At 69.1% G+C, this 16986-nt stretch carries 15 protein-coding genes and 1 pseudogene; 7 read left to right on the top strand and 9 right to left on the bottom strand.

What is annotated here, in order from left to right; translation table 11 throughout:
• A pseudogene (gene dnaK, locus Q8Q88_RS03270) lies at positions 1-1125 on the bottom strand (molecular chaperone DnaK); the annotation flags it as partial.
• 175 nt (positions 1126-1300) lie between these two features.
• Positions 1301-1783, bottom strand: a complete 483-nt coding sequence (locus Q8Q88_RS03265) for a hypothetical protein (RefSeq protein ID WP_305673764.1) — start codon at positions 1781-1783, stop codon at positions 1301-1303.
• Between Q8Q88_RS03265 and Q8Q88_RS03260 the strand changes: the two genes are divergently transcribed.
• Entirely contained in the window at positions 1782-2432 is a 651-nt protein-coding gene (locus Q8Q88_RS03260; RefSeq protein WP_305673763.1) for an alpha-ketoglutarate-dependent dioxygenase AlkB, read from the top strand. The two genes, Q8Q88_RS03265 and Q8Q88_RS03260, sit on opposite strands and share 2 nt — an antisense overlap.
• A gap of 94 nt (positions 2433-2526) precedes the next feature.
• On the top strand, positions 2527-3438 hold the full coding sequence (locus Q8Q88_RS03255; protein WP_305673762.1) for a dienelactone hydrolase family protein: 912 nt from the start codon (positions 2527-2529) through the stop codon (positions 3436-3438).
• A 7-nt stretch (positions 3439-3445) separates the two neighbouring features.
• Here the strand turns inward: Q8Q88_RS03255 and Q8Q88_RS03250 are convergent, their stop codons facing one another.
• Positions 3446-3844, bottom strand: a complete 399-nt coding sequence (locus tag Q8Q88_RS03250) for a hypothetical protein (protein WP_305673761.1) — start codon at positions 3842-3844, stop codon at positions 3446-3448.
• Positions 3845-4044: 200 nt separating this feature from the next.
• On the opposite strand from Q8Q88_RS03250, the gene Q8Q88_RS03245 reads away from it, so the two are divergent.
• Positions 4045-6405, top strand: coding sequence for a DNA translocase FtsK (locus Q8Q88_RS03245; RefSeq protein WP_305673760.1), 2361 nt, complete (start codon positions 4045-4047; stop codon positions 6403-6405).
• A gap of 149 nt (positions 6406-6554) precedes the next feature.
• On the opposite strand, the gene Q8Q88_RS03240 is transcribed toward Q8Q88_RS03245, so the two are convergent.
• Positions 6555-8384 (bottom strand): phosphoenolpyruvate carboxykinase (GTP), encoded by a 1830-nt coding sequence (locus tag Q8Q88_RS03240; RefSeq protein ID WP_305673759.1) that lies wholly within the window; start codon positions 8382-8384, stop codon positions 6555-6557.
• A 236-nt stretch (positions 8385-8620) separates the two neighbouring features.
• Complete coding sequence (locus tag Q8Q88_RS03235; protein ID WP_305673758.1) at positions 8621-10216, bottom strand: PAS domain-containing sensor histidine kinase; 1596 nt, start codon at positions 10214-10216, stop codon at positions 8621-8623.
• A 108-nt stretch (positions 10217-10324) separates the two neighbouring features.
• Here Q8Q88_RS03235 and Q8Q88_RS03230 point away from each other — a divergent pair, with 108 nt between their 5' ends.
• The 3 genes from Q8Q88_RS03230 to xth all read left to right on the top strand — a co-directional run bounded on the left by Q8Q88_RS03230 (position 10325) and on the right by xth (position 14218).
• On the top strand, positions 10325-12466 hold the full coding sequence (locus Q8Q88_RS03230; protein ID WP_305673757.1) for an ATP-binding protein: 2142 nt from the start codon (positions 10325-10327) through the stop codon (positions 12464-12466).
• A gap of 90 nt (positions 12467-12556) precedes the next feature.
• Positions 12557-13201, top strand: coding sequence for an outer-membrane lipoprotein carrier protein LolA (locus tag Q8Q88_RS03225; protein ID WP_305673756.1), 645 nt, complete (start codon positions 12557-12559; stop codon positions 13199-13201).
• A 210-nt stretch (positions 13202-13411) separates the two neighbouring features.
• Positions 13412-14218: an exodeoxyribonuclease III gene (xth, locus tag Q8Q88_RS03220; RefSeq protein ID WP_305673755.1), complete on the top strand. Its 807-nt coding sequence runs from the start codon at positions 13412-13414 to the stop codon at positions 14216-14218.
• Here xth and Q8Q88_RS03215 read toward each other — a convergent pair.
• The 3 genes from Q8Q88_RS03215 to Q8Q88_RS03205 form a co-directional block, all read right to left on the bottom strand.
• Complete coding sequence (locus Q8Q88_RS03215) at positions 14215-14661, bottom strand: hypothetical protein (RefSeq protein WP_305673754.1); 447 nt, start codon at positions 14659-14661, stop codon at positions 14215-14217. The two genes, xth and Q8Q88_RS03215, sit on opposite strands and share 4 nt — an antisense overlap.
• Positions 14661-14951, bottom strand: a complete 291-nt coding sequence (locus Q8Q88_RS03210) for a hypothetical protein (RefSeq protein WP_305673753.1) — start codon at positions 14949-14951, stop codon at positions 14661-14663. The genes Q8Q88_RS03215 and Q8Q88_RS03210 overlap by 1 nt, the downstream gene beginning before the upstream one ends.
• Before the next feature lie 113 nt (positions 14952-15064).
• Complete coding sequence (locus tag Q8Q88_RS03205; RefSeq protein WP_305673767.1) at positions 15065-15751, bottom strand: response regulator transcription factor; 687 nt, start codon at positions 15749-15751, stop codon at positions 15065-15067.
• Positions 15752-15761: 10 nt separating this feature from the next.
• Here Q8Q88_RS03205 and Q8Q88_RS03200 point away from each other — a divergent pair, with 10 nt between their 5' ends.
• Positions 15762-16316 carry a L,D-transpeptidase gene (locus Q8Q88_RS03200; protein ID WP_371129804.1) on the top strand — a complete coding sequence of 185 codons (555 nt, stop codon included), beginning with the start codon at positions 15762-15764 and terminating at the stop codon, positions 16314-16316.
• Here the strand turns inward: Q8Q88_RS03200 and Q8Q88_RS03195 are convergent.
• The gene (locus tag Q8Q88_RS03195) at positions 16306-16968 is read right to left on the bottom strand and encodes a YggS family pyridoxal phosphate-dependent enzyme (RefSeq protein WP_305673752.1); all 663 of its coding nucleotides are present in this window, start codon (positions 16966-16968) and stop codon (positions 16306-16308) included. The two genes, Q8Q88_RS03200 and Q8Q88_RS03195, sit on opposite strands and share 11 nt — an antisense overlap.
• Positions 16969-16986 lie beyond the last annotated feature (18 nt).

Raw genomic sequence — 16986 nt, 5'->3', positions numbered from 1 at the left:
GCCGGCCTGGACCGCGGCGCCCAGCGCCACGACCTCGTCCGGGTTCACGCCGGTGTGCGGCTCGCGGCCGAAGAACTCCTTCACCGTCTCCACGACCTTGGGCATGCGGGTCATGCCGCCGACCAGGATCACTTCGTCGATATCGGACTTCTTCATGCCCGCATCCTTCAGCGCCTGCTCGCAGGGGCCGACGGTCTTGGCGACCAGGTCCTCGACCAGCGCCTCCAGCTTGGAGCGCGACAGCTTGATGTTCAGGTGCAGCGGGCCCGAGGCGTTCATCGAGATGAAGGGCAGGTTCACTTCGTACTGGGCCGTGAAGGAGAGCTCCTTCTTGGCCTTCTCGCCTTCTTCCTTCAGGCGCTGCAGGGCCAGCTTGTCCTTGCGCAGGTCGACGCTGGTTTCCTTTTTGAACTCGTCGGCCAGGTAATCGACGATCCGCAGGTCGAAGTCCTCGCCGCCCAGGAAGGTGTCGCCGTTGGTCGATTTCACCTCGAAGACGCCGTCGCCGATCTCCAGGATCGAGACGTCGAAGGTGCCGCCGCCCAGGTCGTAGACGACGATCTTCTTGCCTTCGTTCTTCTCCAGCCCGTAGGCGAGCGCCGCGGCGGTGGGTTCGTTGATGATGCGCAGGACCTCAAGCCCGGCGATCTTGCCCGCGTCCTTGGTGGCCTGGCGCTGGGCGTCGTTGTAATAGGCCGGGCCCGTGTTGACTGCCTACTCGACCTTTTCGCCCAGGTGCTGCTCGGCGGCTTCCTTCATCTTCTGAAGGATGAAGGCCGAGACCTGCTGGGGCGAATAGTCCTTGCCCTGGGCCTTCACCCAGGCGTCGCCCGTGGGACCCTTGACGATCTCGTAGGGCACCATGTGCTTGTCTTTTTCGACCACCGGATCGTTGTAGTTGCGGCCGATCAGCCGCTTGATGGCGAAAAGGGTGTTGGACGGATTGGTCACGGCCTGGCGCTTGGCGGGCTGGCCGACGAGGCGTTCCCCGTCCTCCAGGAAGGCCACCACCGAGGGGGTGGTGCGTACGCCTTCGGCGTTCTCGATCACTTTGGGCGTTTTGCCGTCCATTATGGCCACGCACGAATTGGTCGTGCCCAGGTCGATGCCGATGATCTTGCTCATATCGAGTCTTGCTCGCTCCTGAATGGCGGACGTCGTCTGAAGGGCCTTCGGATGAAGCACCCCGTTTCTTCTCAACGTCCCCGGTTCGAATAAGGGCTCGGCCGGTTAACCCACGGGGAAACCGGCGTCGAGTCGCGATATGGGATCGCACGCGCCCCCTACAAGGGTAATGACCCTAATCAATACGGGGTCTTGATAGATCAATGTTCGGCCAAGCTTCTAGAATCCTTGCATAAGCTGGCGCGGAATGAGGCGCGGCCCCGCCTCGGCGCGCCAGGTAGGCATGCTGCACCACCATCGCCTGCTGCTCGATATTCAGCGTGGAAAATTCCCGACCGTCGGTCGGATCATAGTCATAGGCCGCCGGACCGTCCCCGCAGCGCAGTTTGGCCAGCGGCAGGTTGACCCCGGCCTGAGCCTGCCAGACGTGAACCAGCTCGTGGACCAGCACCGAGCGGATCCACAGCGGCGCTCGCGAGAAGTCGGCATAGGCGCCCATCGCCGGCCAGACCACCAGTCGCCCGTTGGGGACGAACGGCCGGTTCCAGATCGGGATGGCGAAGATGCGGATGCGGGCTGTGTCCAGGGCGGCGCCGAAAACCTCGTCCGAAAGCCGCCGCTCGCCGTCGGTCAGGGCTCGCCATCGCAGCGGCTTCATGAGCGAAATGCCGTCCATCGCCCCTATATGGACCCTGATGAGCCCTGCTTCGACCACCGGTTTCCGCCTGCTGCCCGGCGCCCTGGACCTGCCCGCCCAGCAAGCCCTGCTGGACGAAGTCATGGCCCGCGTCCAGGCCGCCCCCTTCGTCCTCCAGATGACCCCCGGCGGCAAGCCGATGAGCGTGGCCATGACCAGTTTCGGGGCGCTCGGCTGGACCACCGACCACTCCGGCTATCGCTACGAGCCACGCCATCCGGCCACCGGCGCGCCCTGGCCCGACATCCCCCAGGCCCTGCTCGACCTCTGGGCGGAACTCGCCGATCCGAGGACCCCGCCCGACGCTTGCCTGGTCAACTTCTACGACGCGCAGGCGCGGATGAGCCTGCACCAGGATCGCGACGAGGCCGACTTCGGCTTTCCGGTGCTCTCGGTCTCGCTGGGGGACACGGCGGTGTTCCGGGTCGGGGGTCTGAAGCGCGCCGATCCCACGCGTTCGGTGCGGCTGGCCTCGGGGGACGTTTGCCTGCTCGCCGGAGAGGCCCGGCTGATCCATCATGGGGTGGACCGCATCCTGCCCGGATCCTCACGGCTGATTCCGGGGGGAGGGCGGATCAATCTGACCCTGCGCCGCGCCGCGCCGGCCTGAGGCTGTCCGTGGCCCAACCCACCCCCAACACGCCTTTGACTCCGCCTCCCCGCCGGACGCAAATGGAGATGCTTACCGCAAGAGGTCACTGGTCATGGTCGTGCTCACCCCAACCCGGCCTGAAGGCGCCGAACCCGAGGATTTCCACCTCTCCCGCCGCGGGCTCGCCGCCGCGGTGCTGGCGAGCTACGCGCTCGCCGCCCGCTCGGCCCAGGCCGAACCCATTGTCACCGACGCCGCCGGTCTGATCACCGAGATGGTGATGGTCGAGACCCCCGACCGCGCCATTCCCGCCTTCGTCGCCCGCCCGGACGCCAAGGGCCGCTTCCCCGTTGTGGTGGTGATCCCCGAGGTCTTCGGCCTGCACGAATACGTCCGCGACATCTGCCGCCGGCTGGCCAAGCTGGGTTATGTGGCGATCTCGCCGGACCTTTTCGTGCGGCAGGGCGATCCGTCCAAGGCCGCCGACTTCGCCGAGGTGCGGAAGATCGTCGGCGACGCCTCCGAGGCCCAGATCATGGGCGACGTCGCCGCCACGCTCGCCTTCGTCAAGACCCAGAAATTCGCCGACAAGGGCAAGATCGCCATCACCGGCTTTTGCTGGGGCGGCGCCCTCGTCTGGCTGTCCTCGGCCCGGTTCAAGGACCTCAAGGCGGGCGCGGCCTGGTACGGCCGCCTGTCGGCCCCCAAGCCCGGCGAGTTCCTGGGAGAGCCCAACCGCACCTGGCCGCTGCAGGTCGTCGGCCAGCTCAACGCCCCGGTGATCGGCCTCTATGCCGGCAAGGACGGCGGCATACCGGTCAGCGACGTGGAGGCCATGCGCGCGGCCCTGGTCGCGGCCAAGAAGACCCGGTCCGACCTGGTGCTCTATCCGGACAGCCAGCACGGCTTCCACGCCGACTACCGCGCCAGCTACGACGCCACGGCCGCCGCCGACGCCTGGAACCGCATGCTGGCCCATTTCGCGGCCAACGGCGTCAAGCCGAAGAGCTATCGGGCGGGGTAGTCCGCACTCAGTAAGGCGGTTGTTCCGGCGGCGGCGGCAGGGCCTCGATCAGGTCGCCGACCTTGTCTTCCGGCGGCGGCGCCTTGGGCGCGGCGGCGGCCTTGGCGGCGGCGAGCGCCTTGGCCTCGGCTTCCAGCTTGGCCATCTCGGCGGCGCGGACTTCCTCGGTCTTCTCGGTGGTGTCCTCTTCGTCGGCCTTTTCCTCGGGCGGCGGGGGCGGCGGATCGGTGACCAGCAACTCGCCCACCGGCTGGGCGTCGGTGGCTTCGAGGGCCGAGGACGCGCCGCCCGCCGATTCGCCGGGCAGCCGCGGCTTGTCGGGCACGTTGCGAAGGCCCAGCGCGAAACCGCTGACGGCGCAGACGGCGATGATCACGGCCACGACCCGCAGGGCGCTTTGAGGCATGCTCCACATGGCCGCGAACCTAATCGGCTCTGGGCCCGTCCACAATCGGCGACAGCGCGATAGCCGAAAGTGGACGCCGGTTTCGGCGGCGGTCGCGCGCAAGGAAGCTGTGAAAACGCCGCAGCGGAATGGAAGCAGAGTAAACGCCTCTTAACCCTCTAGGCCCCAGATATGGCGTTTCCAGAACGGGGAGCGGCGGCATGGCGCGGATGGCGCGGAAAACGGGTTTGGAGTTGGGGCTGCACATCGCGGGCCTGGCCTGGACCCATCCGACCACCGCGCGGCTCCGGGGTGGGCTGATCGCCGCCGCCGGCCTGGCCTTCGCCGTCGCCCTGGTCACCTACAACGCCGCCGACCCCAGCCTGAACGCCGCCTCGGCCGTCGCCCCGCTCAACGCCCTGGGCGGACCCGGCGCCGCCGCCGCCGACGCCGGCATGCAGTCCCTGGGCCTGGCCGCCGGGGTCGCCGCCCTGCTGATGGTGCTGTTCGGCCTCTATCGCGCCGCCTCGCCCCAACCCGACCAGACCCGGGGCCTGGTGCGGCTGCGCGCCTTCGTGGGCGCCCTGGGGGTCCTGGCCCTGGCCGGCCTGCTCTCGGCCCCCGCCCCGCCGGCGGCGTGGCCGTTGGCCAAGGGTCTGGGCGGATTCTGGGGAGATGGCCTGCTGCGCGGCCTGGCCGGCGTCTTCGCCTACGCCCACGTGCCGCTCGGGACCGTGCTCTCGGCCGGCCTGCTGGCCGCCGCGGCCGCCACCGGCCTGGGCTACGCCATCGGCGTGCGCCGCGACGAGCTCGCAGCCGCCCTGCTTTGGATCCGCGAAGCCACCCAAAAACGCCCGGCCCCGCCGCCGGCCAAGGCCGAGGCCCGCCCCTCGGTGGCCCGCCGCGCCCGCGCCGCCAAGGGTGAGGGGATTGCCGCCTCGTCCCTGGCCGAGCCGCCTCCCCCGGCGCCCTCCGCCGGGCTGCCGACCGCGCCCGTCGCGATCAAGGCGCCCAAGGCCGGCCCCAAGGATTCCGGCCGCGAACAGCGCGAGGCCCAGGGCGCCTTCGACTTCGTCAAGCCGGGCGGTTTCGCCCTGCCGGAGCTGGCCATGCTGGCCAAGCCCAAGCCCCGCGCCTCGGCCTTCGACGAGGGGGCCTTGCGCCAGAACGCCCAGCTGCTGGAAAGCGTGCTGGCCGAGTTCGGGGTGCGCGGCGCCATCGACCAGATCCGTCCCGGCCCGGTGGTCACGCTCTATGAGCTGGTCCCGGCCGCCGGGGTGAAGTCGGCCCGGGTGGTGGCGCTCAGCGACGACATCGCCCGCTCCATGTCCGTCGCCGCCTGCCGCGTCAGCGTGGTGCCCGGCCGCAACGCCATCGGCATCGAGCTGCCCAATGCGCGGCGCGAGACCGTCTATCTCCGCGACCTGCTGGCCAGCGCAGAATACGAGCGCTCGACCCAGGCCCTGCCCATGGCGCTGGGCGAGAATATCGGCGGCGAGCCCTATATCGCCGACCTGTCGAAGATGCCCCACCTGCTGATCGCCGGCACCACCGGCTCCGGCAAGTCCGTGGGCGTCAACGCCATGATCCTGTCGATCCTCTATCGCCTGCCGCCCGAGCAGTGCCGGTTCATCATGATCGACCCGAAGATGCTGGAGCTCAGCGTCTATGACGGCATCCCGCACCTGCTGGCCCCGGTCGTCACCGACCCCAAGAAGGCCATCGTCGCGCTCAAGTGGACCGTGCGCGAGATGGAGGACCGCTATCGCCTGATGTCGAAGATCGGGGTGCGCAACGTCGCCTCCTACAACGAGCGCGCCAAGGAGGCTTCGGCCAAGGGCGAGCATTTCGAGCGCACCGTCCAGACCGGCTTCGACGACAACGGCCGGCCGATCTACGAGAGCGAGCGAATCGATCCCAAGCCCATGCCCTATCTGGTGGTGGTGATCGACGAGGTCGCCGACCTGATGATGGTGGCCGGCAAGGAGGTCGAGAGCGCCGTCCAGCGCCTGGCCCAAATGGCCCGCGCCGCCGGCATCCACCTGGTGATGGCCACCCAGCGTCCGTCGGTGGACGTGATCACCGGCACCATCAAGGCCAACTTCCCGACCCGGATCAGCTTCCAGGTCACCTCCAAGATCGACAGCCGCACCATCCTGGGCGAACAGGGCGGCGAGCAGCTGCTGGGCCAGGGCGACATGCTCTACATGGCCGGCGGCGGGCGCATCACCCGCCTGCATGGCCCGTTCGTCTCCGACGAGGAGGTGGAGTCGGTGGCCAAGTTCCTGCGCAGCCAGGGCGAGCCCCAGTACCTCGAGGACGTCACCGCCGGCGGCGACGAGGACGAGGACGGCGAAGGGGGCTTCGGCGAGGAGGGCGGCGGCTCGGGCGACGACCTCTACGACCGCGCCGTGGCCGTGGTCACCCGCGATCGCAAGGCCTCGACCAGCTATGTCCAGCGCCGCCTGCAGGTGGGCTACAACCGCGCCGCCTCGCTCATCGAGCGGATGGAGCAGGAAGGCGTGGTCAGCCCCGCCAACCACGCCGGCAAGCGCGAAGTGCTGGTGGGCGCGGCGCCCTAGAGGCGCGCTCATCCCTCCTCCTTGTGGGGAGGGACCGGTCGCGCAGCGACCAGGGTGGGGAAGTCCGGCCGTCTGGGTGGAAGCTTCAGAAAGCCCCACCCTCGATCCCTTCGGGATCTTCCCTCCCCACAAGGAGGAGGGAAAAATCGCTACTCCGCCGCCGCTCGCGCGCCGAGGCGCTGGTTGAGCGCCTCGTACTGGGCCCACAGTTCCTTGGGCAGGCGGTCGCCGAACTTGCGGTAGGCGTCCGGGATCAGCGAGGCCTCCTCGGCCCAGACCTCGGCGTCCACCGAGAGCAGGGTGGAGAGCGCCGCGTCGGCCAGGTTCAACCCCGACAGGTCCAGGCTCTCCTTGGTCGGCAGGCGGCCGATGGGGGTATCGACGGCCTCGGCCTCGCCCTCCAGCCGCTGGACGATCCACTTCAGCACCCGGCTGTTTTCGCCGTAGCCCGGCCACAGGAACTTGCCGTCGGCGCCCTTGCGGAACCAGTTCACGAAATAGATGCGCGGCAGCTTGGCGGCGTCGGCGCCGGCCCCGACCTTCAGCCAGTGGCCGAAATAGTCGCCCATGTTGTAGCCGCAGAACGGCAGCATGGCGAAGGGGTCGCGGCGCAGCTCGCCGACCTTGTTCTCCGCCGCCGCCGTGCCTTCCGAGGCGACGTTGGAGGCCAGGAACACCCCGTGCGCCCAGTCGAAGGCCTCGGTCACCAGCGGCACGGCGCTGGCCCGGCGACCGCCGAACAGGATGGCGGAGATCGGTACGCCGGCCGGATCGTCCCACTCGTCGGCGATCACCGGGCACTGGTCGGCCGGCACCGCGAAGCGGGCGTTGGGATGGGCCGCGGGCTCGCCGCCGGGGGTCCAGGCCTGGCCCTTCCAGTCGATGAGTCCCTCGGGCGGGGTGTCGGTCAGGCCTTCCCACCAGACGTCGCCGTCGGGGGTCAGGGCCACGTTGGTGAAGACGGTGTTGGCGTGCAGGGCCTCGACCGCGTTGTGGTTGGTGGCGTGCCCGGTGCCGGGAGCCACGCCGAAGAAGCCGGCCTCGGGATTGATGGCGTAGAGCCGGCCGTCGTCCCCGAACCGCATCCAGCAGATGTCGTCGCCGATCGTCTCGGCCTTCCAGCCGGGGATGGTGGGCTGCAGCATGGCCATGTTGGTCTTGCCGCAGGCGCTGGGGAAGGCGGCGGCCACGTAGCGGACCGCGCCGGCCGGCGAGGACAGCTTGAGGATCAGCATGTGCTCGGCCAGCCAGCCCTCGTCGCGGGCCATCACCGAGGCGATGCGCAGGGCGTAGCACTTCTTGCCCAGCAGGGCGTTGCCGCCATAGCCCGAGCCGTAGGACCAGATCTCGCGGGCCTCGGGGAAATGGACGATGTACTTGATGTCGTTGCAGGGCCAGGCGACGTCGGCCTGGCCTTCGGCGAGCGGCATCCCGACGGAATGCAGGGCCGGGACGAAGAAGCCGTCTTCGCCCAGCTCCTCCAGGGCGCCCTGGCCCATCCGGGTCATGACCCGCATCGAGATGGCGACATAGGCCGAATCCGTGATCTCGACACCCAGGGCGGAGATCTTCGAACCCAGCGGCCCCATGCAGAACGGGACCACGTACATGGTCCGGCCGCGCATGCAGCCTTCGAAGAGGTTCTCCAGATCGGCCCGCATCTCGTCGGGATCGAGCCAATTGTTGGTCGGACCCGCGTCGGCGGGGTCCTTGGAGCAGATGAAGGTGCGGCTCTCGACCCGGGCCACGTCCTTGGGGTCCGAAAGCGCCAGGAAGCTGTTGGGCCGCTTCTCGGTGTTGAGCGGTTTGAGCGTGCCCGCCTTCACCATTTCGGCGGTCAGCGCCGCCCACTCGGCGTCCGAGCCGTCGCACCAGTGGACCTTGTCCGGCTGGGTCATCGCCGCGACGCTGTTTACCCAGGCCAACAGGCCCGCATGCTTGGTCGGAGCCTGGTCGAGCCCCGGAATGGCCTTGCCCATCTAGGCTTCGCCCCTCTTATTCCCACGCCATCACAAGGGCCCACGGCCCGCCGAAGGGGGTGTCGCGGGCGGTGTCTGGCCGGTGATAAGTATGAATAATCGGGGGCACAAGCTTAACGCGGCAACTTACCCCGTCGGCGCGAAATGATACCGGTGTCACAGAGATCACTCGCCGGATGACGGGCAGTTTCACCAAGCTTCAGCATGTCGAAATCTGAGCCTGGGTGTCTGGGCGACTAGCCCGCCTCGGGCTCGAGCACCGCCTCGACCGTGCAGATCACGCCCTGCGGCGGGAAGGCGACATGGGCCGAACCGTTCAGTTCGCGGGCCAGGCCCCGTTCGATCAGCCGCGTCCCGAAGCCGCGCCGTGGCGGCGGCGTCACCGGCGGCCCGCCGGTCTCGGTCCAGGTCAACCGCAGGCGCCGCGAGCGCGGGCCGCACACCACGTCCCAAGCGATGCTCACCCGGCCCTCGGCCGTGCTGAGCGCCCCGTACTTGGCCGCGTTGGTGGCCAGTTCGTGCAGGGCCATGGAAATGGCGAGCGCCTCGCGCGGCGAGACCCCCACCTCGGGGCCTTGCCGCAGCACGCGCCGGTCGCGTCCGGCGAAGGGCTCCAGGGTGGCCGCGGCGATCTCGTCCAGGTCGGCGCCCTCCCAGGTCCGCCGGGTCAGGACGTCGTGGGCTCGCGACAGCGACAGGATCCGCGCCTCGAAGTCCACCCGCACGTCCTGCGGCGAAATCGCGCCGCGCAGGGTGTGGCTGGCGATCGACTGCACGGTGGCGAGCGTGTTCTTCACCCGGTGGTTCAGCTCGTTGACCAGCAGGCGCAGCCGAGCCTCGCCTCGCCGCCGCTCCAGGGCCTGCCAACCCTGGTCGACCACGGCGGCGACCAGGGCCTCGTCGTCATCCGTCCAGCGGCGCGGTCGCGCCATGTGGGCCGACACCGCGGCCACGATGCGCCCATCGCGCATCAGCGGGACCATCAGCACCGCGCGGACTTTGAGGGGGGCGAAGGCCGCGACGGCGTCGCGGGTCAGGCGATCGGCCGCCACGTCGGCCACCCGCAGGGTCCGCCCGGCCCGGACGGCCTCGGCGGCCTCGGCTCCGAAGTCGCTGAGCGCGTGACGCCCGGAGATCGGCGGCAAGCCATCGTGACGCCAACCGTCGTCGATCTCGAAATGCTCGCCGTCGGGATCGAACTCCTTGTAGCCGGCCCGGTCGGCGCCAAGCCGGTCGCTCAGAAGGGCCGAGGCGACGCGGCGGATCTCGCCGTCGCTCGCCGCCGCCCGCAGGCGTTCGGCCAGTTCGACCTGGAAGGTCAACCGCCGCTCCGCCCGCACCTTGGCCGTGGTCTCGGTGCAGGCGCAGAACAGGCCGCCGACCCCGCCGCTCTCATCGCGGATGGGGCTGTAGGAGAAGGTGTACCAGGTGTCCTCGGGATAGCCGTTGCGCAACATGATCAGATGCAGGTCTTCCGACCATGTGGCCCGGCCGGAGAGCGCCTCGCCGATCAGCGGGGCGATGTCGCCCCAAATCTCGCTCCAGATCGCCTCGAAGGGGTGGCCCAGGGCGTCGGGGTGCTTGATCCCCAGGAACGGGGCGTAGGCGTCGTTGTAGATGAAGACCAGGGACGGGCCCCAGGCCAGGAACATCGGGTGGGCGGAGTTCAGCATGATGCTGGCGGCGGTGCGCAGGCTCTGCGGCCAGCCGTTCCAGGGCCCAAGGGGCGACCGAGCCCAATCATAGGCGCGCACACGTGCGGCCATCTCCCCGCCGCCGGTCAGGAAGTCATCGGGCCGCGCCGCCGTCGCATGTGTCCCCGCCACGTCCATGCGGAGTCAACGCGTGAACCTTCAATGGGTTGATGCCCGCCGGTAACTCCGTCTCAAGACGGTCGGGCTCACTATCCAGGTCAATGACGAGCGGGGGGAACCGCAAGCGTGACCAATCTGCTGGACGAGGGGCTCGACGGGCTTGCGGCCGCCGTCCACCGGGGCGTCCCGATGCGGATGGTCATCGCCGTCGCGGTGGGCGCTCTGGGCGCCATGAGCCTGCCGGTCTGGTTCTGCGTGCTGTGGGGCGCGGGGATCATCGCTGGCGAGACCTGGTGTTATTTCGTCACCCGGCGGCAGTTCGCGGGCGAGCGGGCCGGAACGGCGCTGCGCCTCAACTACGTCGCCTGCCTGCTGATCGTGACCTGCTGGTGGATCGTGTTCGGCGCCGCCCTGTGGTCGTCCGGACGGGTGGAGAACGCCGCGGCCGCGGTCGCCGTCTGGCTGGCGGTGGTCTACCACGCCCAGACCCACGCCTATCAGTCGCGCATGGGGCTGGTGGCCGGCGGGGTGCTGCCCGGCGCCTTCATGCTGGCCATTCTGGCCTTCGCCCCCAATCCCCTGAACCTCGACCTCGTCTTCATCACCCCCTTCCTGGTGCTCGGGATGCTGTTCTCGGGCGACGGCGCCATGCAGATGCTCAAGGCGCGCGGCAGCTTCAACGAAGCCCAGCGCAAGCTCGCCGAGAGCGACGGTCAGTATCGGATGCTGGCCGATAACCTCACCGACGTGATCGCGCTCTCGACCCTGGATGGCCGGCGGATCTATCTGTCGCCCAGCATCGAGGGGGCCACCGGCTACACGGCCCAGGAGCTGTTCGAGACCCCCACCTACACCTACCTGCACCCCGACGACGCTGTGTGGCTGCCCAGGGCCATCGCCGACATGGCCGCCGGGCCGGGCAAGGTCACCCTGGAATACCGGATCGTCCGCCGGGACGGCGCGGCCATCTGGGTGGAAACCACCTTCTGCGTGGTGGTCAACGACGACCCCGAGGCGCCGCCGCAGGTGGTCTCGGTGTCGCGCAATATCGACGCCCGCAAGCAGATGGAGACCGAACTCAAGGAGGCCCGCCGCCGCGCCGAGCAGGCCGCCGCGGCCAAGTCCGACTTCCTGGCCAACATGACCCACGAGCTACGCACCCCGCTCAACGCCATCATCGGCTTCTCGGGCGTCCTGCGGGCCTCGCCGCGCCTGGCCGGTGACGATGTCCGCCATGTGAGCCTGATCCACGAGGCCAGCGGCTCGCTGCTGGAGCTGGTCAACAGCGTGCTCGACTTCTCCAAGCTGGAGGCCGGCGCCGTCGAGGTGGAGGCCCGGCCCTTCGATCCGGCCGCCCCCGTCCGCGCCATGGCCGCCCTGATGAGCGAGCAGGCCCAGGCCAAGGGCCTGACCCTCACCGTCAACACCGAGGGCCAGCTCCTGCCCCTGCTGGGCGACGCCGGCCGCATCCGCCAGGTGCTGCTGAACTTCGTCTCCAACGCCATCAAGTTCACCGCTCGGGGCGGGGTCGCCGTCACCGTGCGCCAGACCGCCGCGCCGGGTGATTGCGGTCGCCTGCGGATCGAGGTCGCCGACACCGGCATCGGCCTGCGCGACGACCAGATCGAGCACCTGTTCGAGCGCTTCACCCAGGCCGACGCCTCGGTCTCGCGCCAGTACGGCGGCACGGGCCTGGGCCTGGCCATCTGCAAGCGCACCATCGAGCTGATGGGCGGCGCGATCGGCGCCACCTCCACCCCGGGCGCGGGGTCGACTTTCTGGTTCGAGCTGGTCCTGCCGCGCACGGACGAGCCGGTGGTCGGAGAGCCCCAGATCCAGCCCGCCGAGACCCTGGAACGTCCGCTGCGCCTGCTGCTGGTGGAGGACGTGGCGGTGAACCGCGAGCTGATCCAGGCCCTGCTTGGCCCGTTCGGCCTGGAGATCGAGACCGCCGAGAACGGCCAGGAAGCGGTTGAGGCCATGGAACGCCGCGCCTTCGACATCGTGCTGATGGATGTCCAGATGCCGGTGATGGACGGGCTGACCGCCACCCGGGCGATCCGCGCCCTGCCCCTGCAGCGCGCCCGCTCGACCCCGATTATCGCCATGACCGCCAATGTCCTGCCCGAGCAGATCGACCGCTGCCACGAGGCCGGCATGGACGACCACCTGGGCAAGCCCATCGAACCGGCCAAGCTTCTGGAGGCCCTGGCCGTGTGGTCCGCGCCCCGCGAGGACGCCGATCCGGCGATCGAGCAGGCGGGCTGACGGAACGCGACCCTCGTCTCCGCCGTTGTTGCGCCCTATTGACGCCCGTAGCGCCCTTTAAGGCCTGCGCGCAGCGAACTTGGAGCGACCATGACCCAACTCTCCCGCCGCGCCCTGGCGATCGGCCTGGCGGCCCTGCCGCTGCCGGCCCTGGCCCAGCGGCCCGCCGCCGCCCCGCTGTCGGCCGCCGACAAGGCCCTGGTCGACCGCGCCACCGCCTATCTGCAAGGCCTGACCGAAGCCAAGGGCCGGTTCGTCCAGACCGACCCGCGCGGTGTCACGACCCGCGGCGAGCTCTATCTGAAGCGTCCCGGCAAGGCGCGGTTCGACTATGAGCCGCCGTCGGGCCTGCTGGTGGTGTCGGACGGAGGCAAGGTCTCCATCCACGACGCCCGCCTGAAGACCTTCGAGTCCTATCCGCTGATGGCCACGCCGCTATCGTTGTTCCTCGCCCGCCAAGTCCGTCTGGACCAGGGGGTGGTGATCAGCCGGGTGGCCCGCTTCGCCGACGGCTTCGCCATCACCGCGCGCGACGGCAAGAAACAGGCGGAGGGCCAGATCACGCTGACCTTCACCGACAAGCCCCTGCGGCTCGCCGGCTGGACGGTGACCGACGCCCAGGGCGCCTCCACCCGCATCCAGCTCACCGAACTGGCTCCCGCTCCGGGCCTGGCCCCGTCGCTCTTCGTGCTCAACGATCCCCGGCCGAAGAACGTCGGCCGTGCCAAAATGTGACACAATCACAACAGGCAATATCTTACGGGTTAGGTCTTGATTTTTCCAAGACCAAGTGTCATTAATACAACTATGAGGTTCGCGCGATCGCGGACCTGATCCGTGCCGGAACCTATCCCCTCCCGGCGGCGGCATGAGAGACAACTAACGCCCGGGCTTCTCCAGTGCCCGGGCGTTTCTTTTGCGCCCGAGCCCCACTAGACAGTCCTCATGCGCCTCCGACTCTGCACCTGGAACGTCAACTCCGTCCGCCTGCGCGCCGAACAGGTCGCCCGCTTCGTCGACGAGCAAGCGCCCGATGTCCTGTGCCTGCAGGAGATCAAGTGCCAGGAGGCCGAGTTCCCCCGGGCCATCTTCGAGGAGATGGGCCTGCCGCACATCAAGATCGCCGGCCAGAAGGGCTGGCACGGTGTGGCCATCGCCTCGCGCCTGCCCATCGAGGACGTCGCCCCACTGGACGTCTGCCGCGAGGGCCACGCCCGCTGCGTCTCCGGCAAGGTGGCCGGGGTCGAGGTGCAGAACTTCTACATCCCGGCCGGCGGCGACATCCCCGACCGCGAGGTCAACGCCAAGTTCGACCACAAGCTCGACTTCTATGAGAAGCTCAGCGCCGAGATGGCCCGCCGCGACCCCAAGGACCCCCTGGCCATCGTCGGCGACCTCAACGTCGCCCCTGGCGAGTTCGACGTCTGGAGCCACAAGCAGATGTCGAAGGTCGTCAGCCACACCCCCATCGAGCTGGAGGCCTTCGCCGCGCTGAAGGCCAGCCTCGGCTTCACCGACCTGGTGCGCGAGGCCGTGCCCGATCCGCAGAAGCTGTTCTCCTGGTGGAGCTATCGGGCGGCCGACTTCCGCGCCTCCAACCGCGGCCTGCGGCTGGACCACATCCTGATCTCGCCCGGCCTGCGCGAGGCGGCCTTCCGCCCAGGCGCCGCGGCGGCCCGGGTCCACGACGACGTCCGCGAATGGGAACGCCCCAGCGACCACGCCCCGGTCAGCGCGGACTTCGGGCTCTAGCGACCCGCCACCACGCACTTCGGGATTCCGCCCGGCGTGCTCACCGTCACCGGCTTGCCGACCCCGGTCTTGAAGTAGAATTCGCCCCGCTTGGTGGCGACCTTGAGCACGGCTGGGGCGGTGAACTGGCAGAGCGGCGCGAAACCGGTTCCGCCGCCGTCGCTCACCACGTTGCATTCCACGTGGCCGAAGCGGCGATCGAAGGTCACCTCGTTGAAGATGAAGGTCTTCTTCGGCTTCACCTCCAGGGCGTCGAACTCCGCCTTGGTCAGCGCCGGGCACGGCGGGCCGGTGGTGGCCGAGGGCGTGGTCGCCGCCTCGGATTCGGCGATCTTCCGCACCCGGTTCTGGTAGGAGGTGACGGCCACCACCGTCATCCCGATCACCAGGGCCCCGATCATCATCAGGGGAAAGGTCCGGGCTAGGGTCAGCCGGTGGAGCATTAGCGGCCCGCCTTGTCGAAGAACAGCTGTCTGCGGACAATGATGGGAGGACCGCTGTCAGGCTGAAACTTCAGATACAGCTTGTAAGTCTGCCCTGGGGTGGTGTCGCTGCGGGCGGGGCAGCCTACCGCGTCTTCACCCGCCACGACGCGATAGGCGATGATCCTGCCAATCCGTTCGCGGCCCTTGAAGACCCTTGTGACGCGTCCTGTCGCCAGTCCGATCAGCAATTCGGGCTGGTCCGGAACCGGCTGCAGTTCCTGGGTGAGCGCATCGACGGTCAGAACCATGTCCGCCGCTCGGAAAGCGTTGGGCTCAGTCCGCTTGGTCTCGACAATTGAGCATGCGTCGGCGCGGGTTGCCATTATAGCAACGGCGCCCGCCAGCAAGCACGCGCCGAGCCTCACGGCGCGAGCCGATACCCGCCCGCCTCGGTCAGCAGCAGCCGCGCATTGCCGGGATCGGGCTCGATCTTCTGGCGCAGGCGATAGACGTGGGTTTCCAGGGTGTGGGTGGTGACCCCGGCGTTATAGCCCCAGACCTCGGCCAGCAGCTCCTCGCGGCTCACCGGCTTTTCGCCAGCCCGGTAGAGGTACTTCAGGATGTTGGTCTCTTTTTCCGTCAGCCGGATCTTCTTCTGGTTGGCGTCGACGAGCATCTTGGCCGAGGGCCGGAACTCGTAGGCGCCCAGGTGGAAGACCGCCCCCTCCGACTGTTCGTGGCTGCGCAGCTGGGCGCGGATGCGGGCCAGCAGCACCTGGAACTTGAAGGGCTTGGTCACATAGTCGTTGGCCCCGGCCTCGAGCCCGGAGATCGTGTCGTCGTCCGTATCGGCCGCCGTCAGCATGATGATCGGGGCCGTCACGCCCTGGGCGCGCATCTGCCGGCAGGCCTCGCGGCCGTTCATGTCCGGTAAGTCTACGTCCAGCAGGATGAGGTCCGGGCGATTCTCGACCGCCGACTTCACGCCTTCGCTGGCGGTGGCGGCCTCGATGGCCGAGAATTCCTCGGAAAGTTGAAGCTGCTCGGCGATCGCGCCGCGCAGGTCTTCATTGTCGTCCACGACGAGTAAGGTCTTGCGTTGAGCCATGAGCCGGAACATGCACCGCATCGCCCCCGCGCGCCAACCTTTGGAAGCCCGGCAGACCATGATCTTCACGGCCATGTCAGATGGAACCTTCGATCTGGGCGGCCGAACGGCGCCCTGCGCGCTGGGCATGGGCGGGGTGATCGCCGCCAAGGACAAACGTGAGGGCGACGGCGCCTCGCCACTCGGAACCTGGGCCATCCGCCGCGTGCTCTATCGGCCGGATAAGGGCGAGGCCCCGGAAACCGGCCTGCCCACCAAGGCCCTGGCCCGCGACGACGGCTGGTGCGACGCCCCGCTTGACCCGGCCTACAACCGCGCGGTGAAGCTGCCCCACCCGGCCAGCGCCGAGCAGATGTGGCGCGACGACGACATCTACGACCTGGTCTGCGTGCTGGCCCACAATGACGACCCGCCGGTCCCCATGCTGGGCTCGGCGATCTTCCTGCACCTGGCCAAGCCCGGCTATCCCCCTACACAGGGCTGCGTCGCCCTGGCGCGGGAGGACCTGCTGGAACTGCTCGCCAAGGCCAAGCTGGGCGACTCCATCGCCATCATCAGGGCCTAGCCCGCGCCCCGAACAGGGCCGAGCCCACCCGCACGCTGGTGGCGCCGAAGCGCACGGCGGCCTCGAAGTCGTCGCTCATGCCCATGGAGAGCCTGGCCAGGCCGTTGCGCGCGGCGATCTTCGCCAGCAGGGCGAAGTGCGGACCGGGCGGCTCCTCGGCCGGCGGGATGCACATCAGCCCCTCGACCTCCAGGCCATGGGTCCTGCGGACCGCGGCGATGAAGGCGTCGGCCTCGCCGGGGACGACCCCGGCCTTCTGCGGCTCCTCGCCGGTGTTGACCTGCACATAGAGCCGGGGCGAGCGCCCCTGCTTCTGGACCTCAGCGGCCAGGGCGGCGGCCAGCTTCTCCCGGTCCAGGCTCTCGATCACGTCGAAGAAGGCCACCGCCTCCTTGGCCTTGTTGCTCTGCAGCGGCCCGATCAGCCGCAGCTCGATCCCCTCGCGCCGCTCGGCCCAGCGCTCCATGGCTTCCTGCACGCGGTTCTCGCCGAACACGGTCTGGCCGGCCGCCAGGATGGGCGCGACCTTCTCCCAGGGCTGTTGCTTGGAGACCGCGACCAGGGTGACATCGGACGGCTCGCGGCCCGACGCCTTCGCCGCGCGGGCGATCCGGTCTAGGACGTCGGCGAGGGCATCGGGAGAGACGGTCATTTCAGGCGGCTTCTGGAC

It is taken from the genome of Phenylobacterium sp. (assembly GCF_030697925.1).
Taxonomy (GTDB): domain Bacteria; phylum Pseudomonadota; class Alphaproteobacteria; order Caulobacterales; family Caulobacteraceae; genus Phenylobacterium.
Note: the sequence above shows the minus strand (reverse complement) of the source record. Positions and strands in the feature narration are given on the sequence as shown.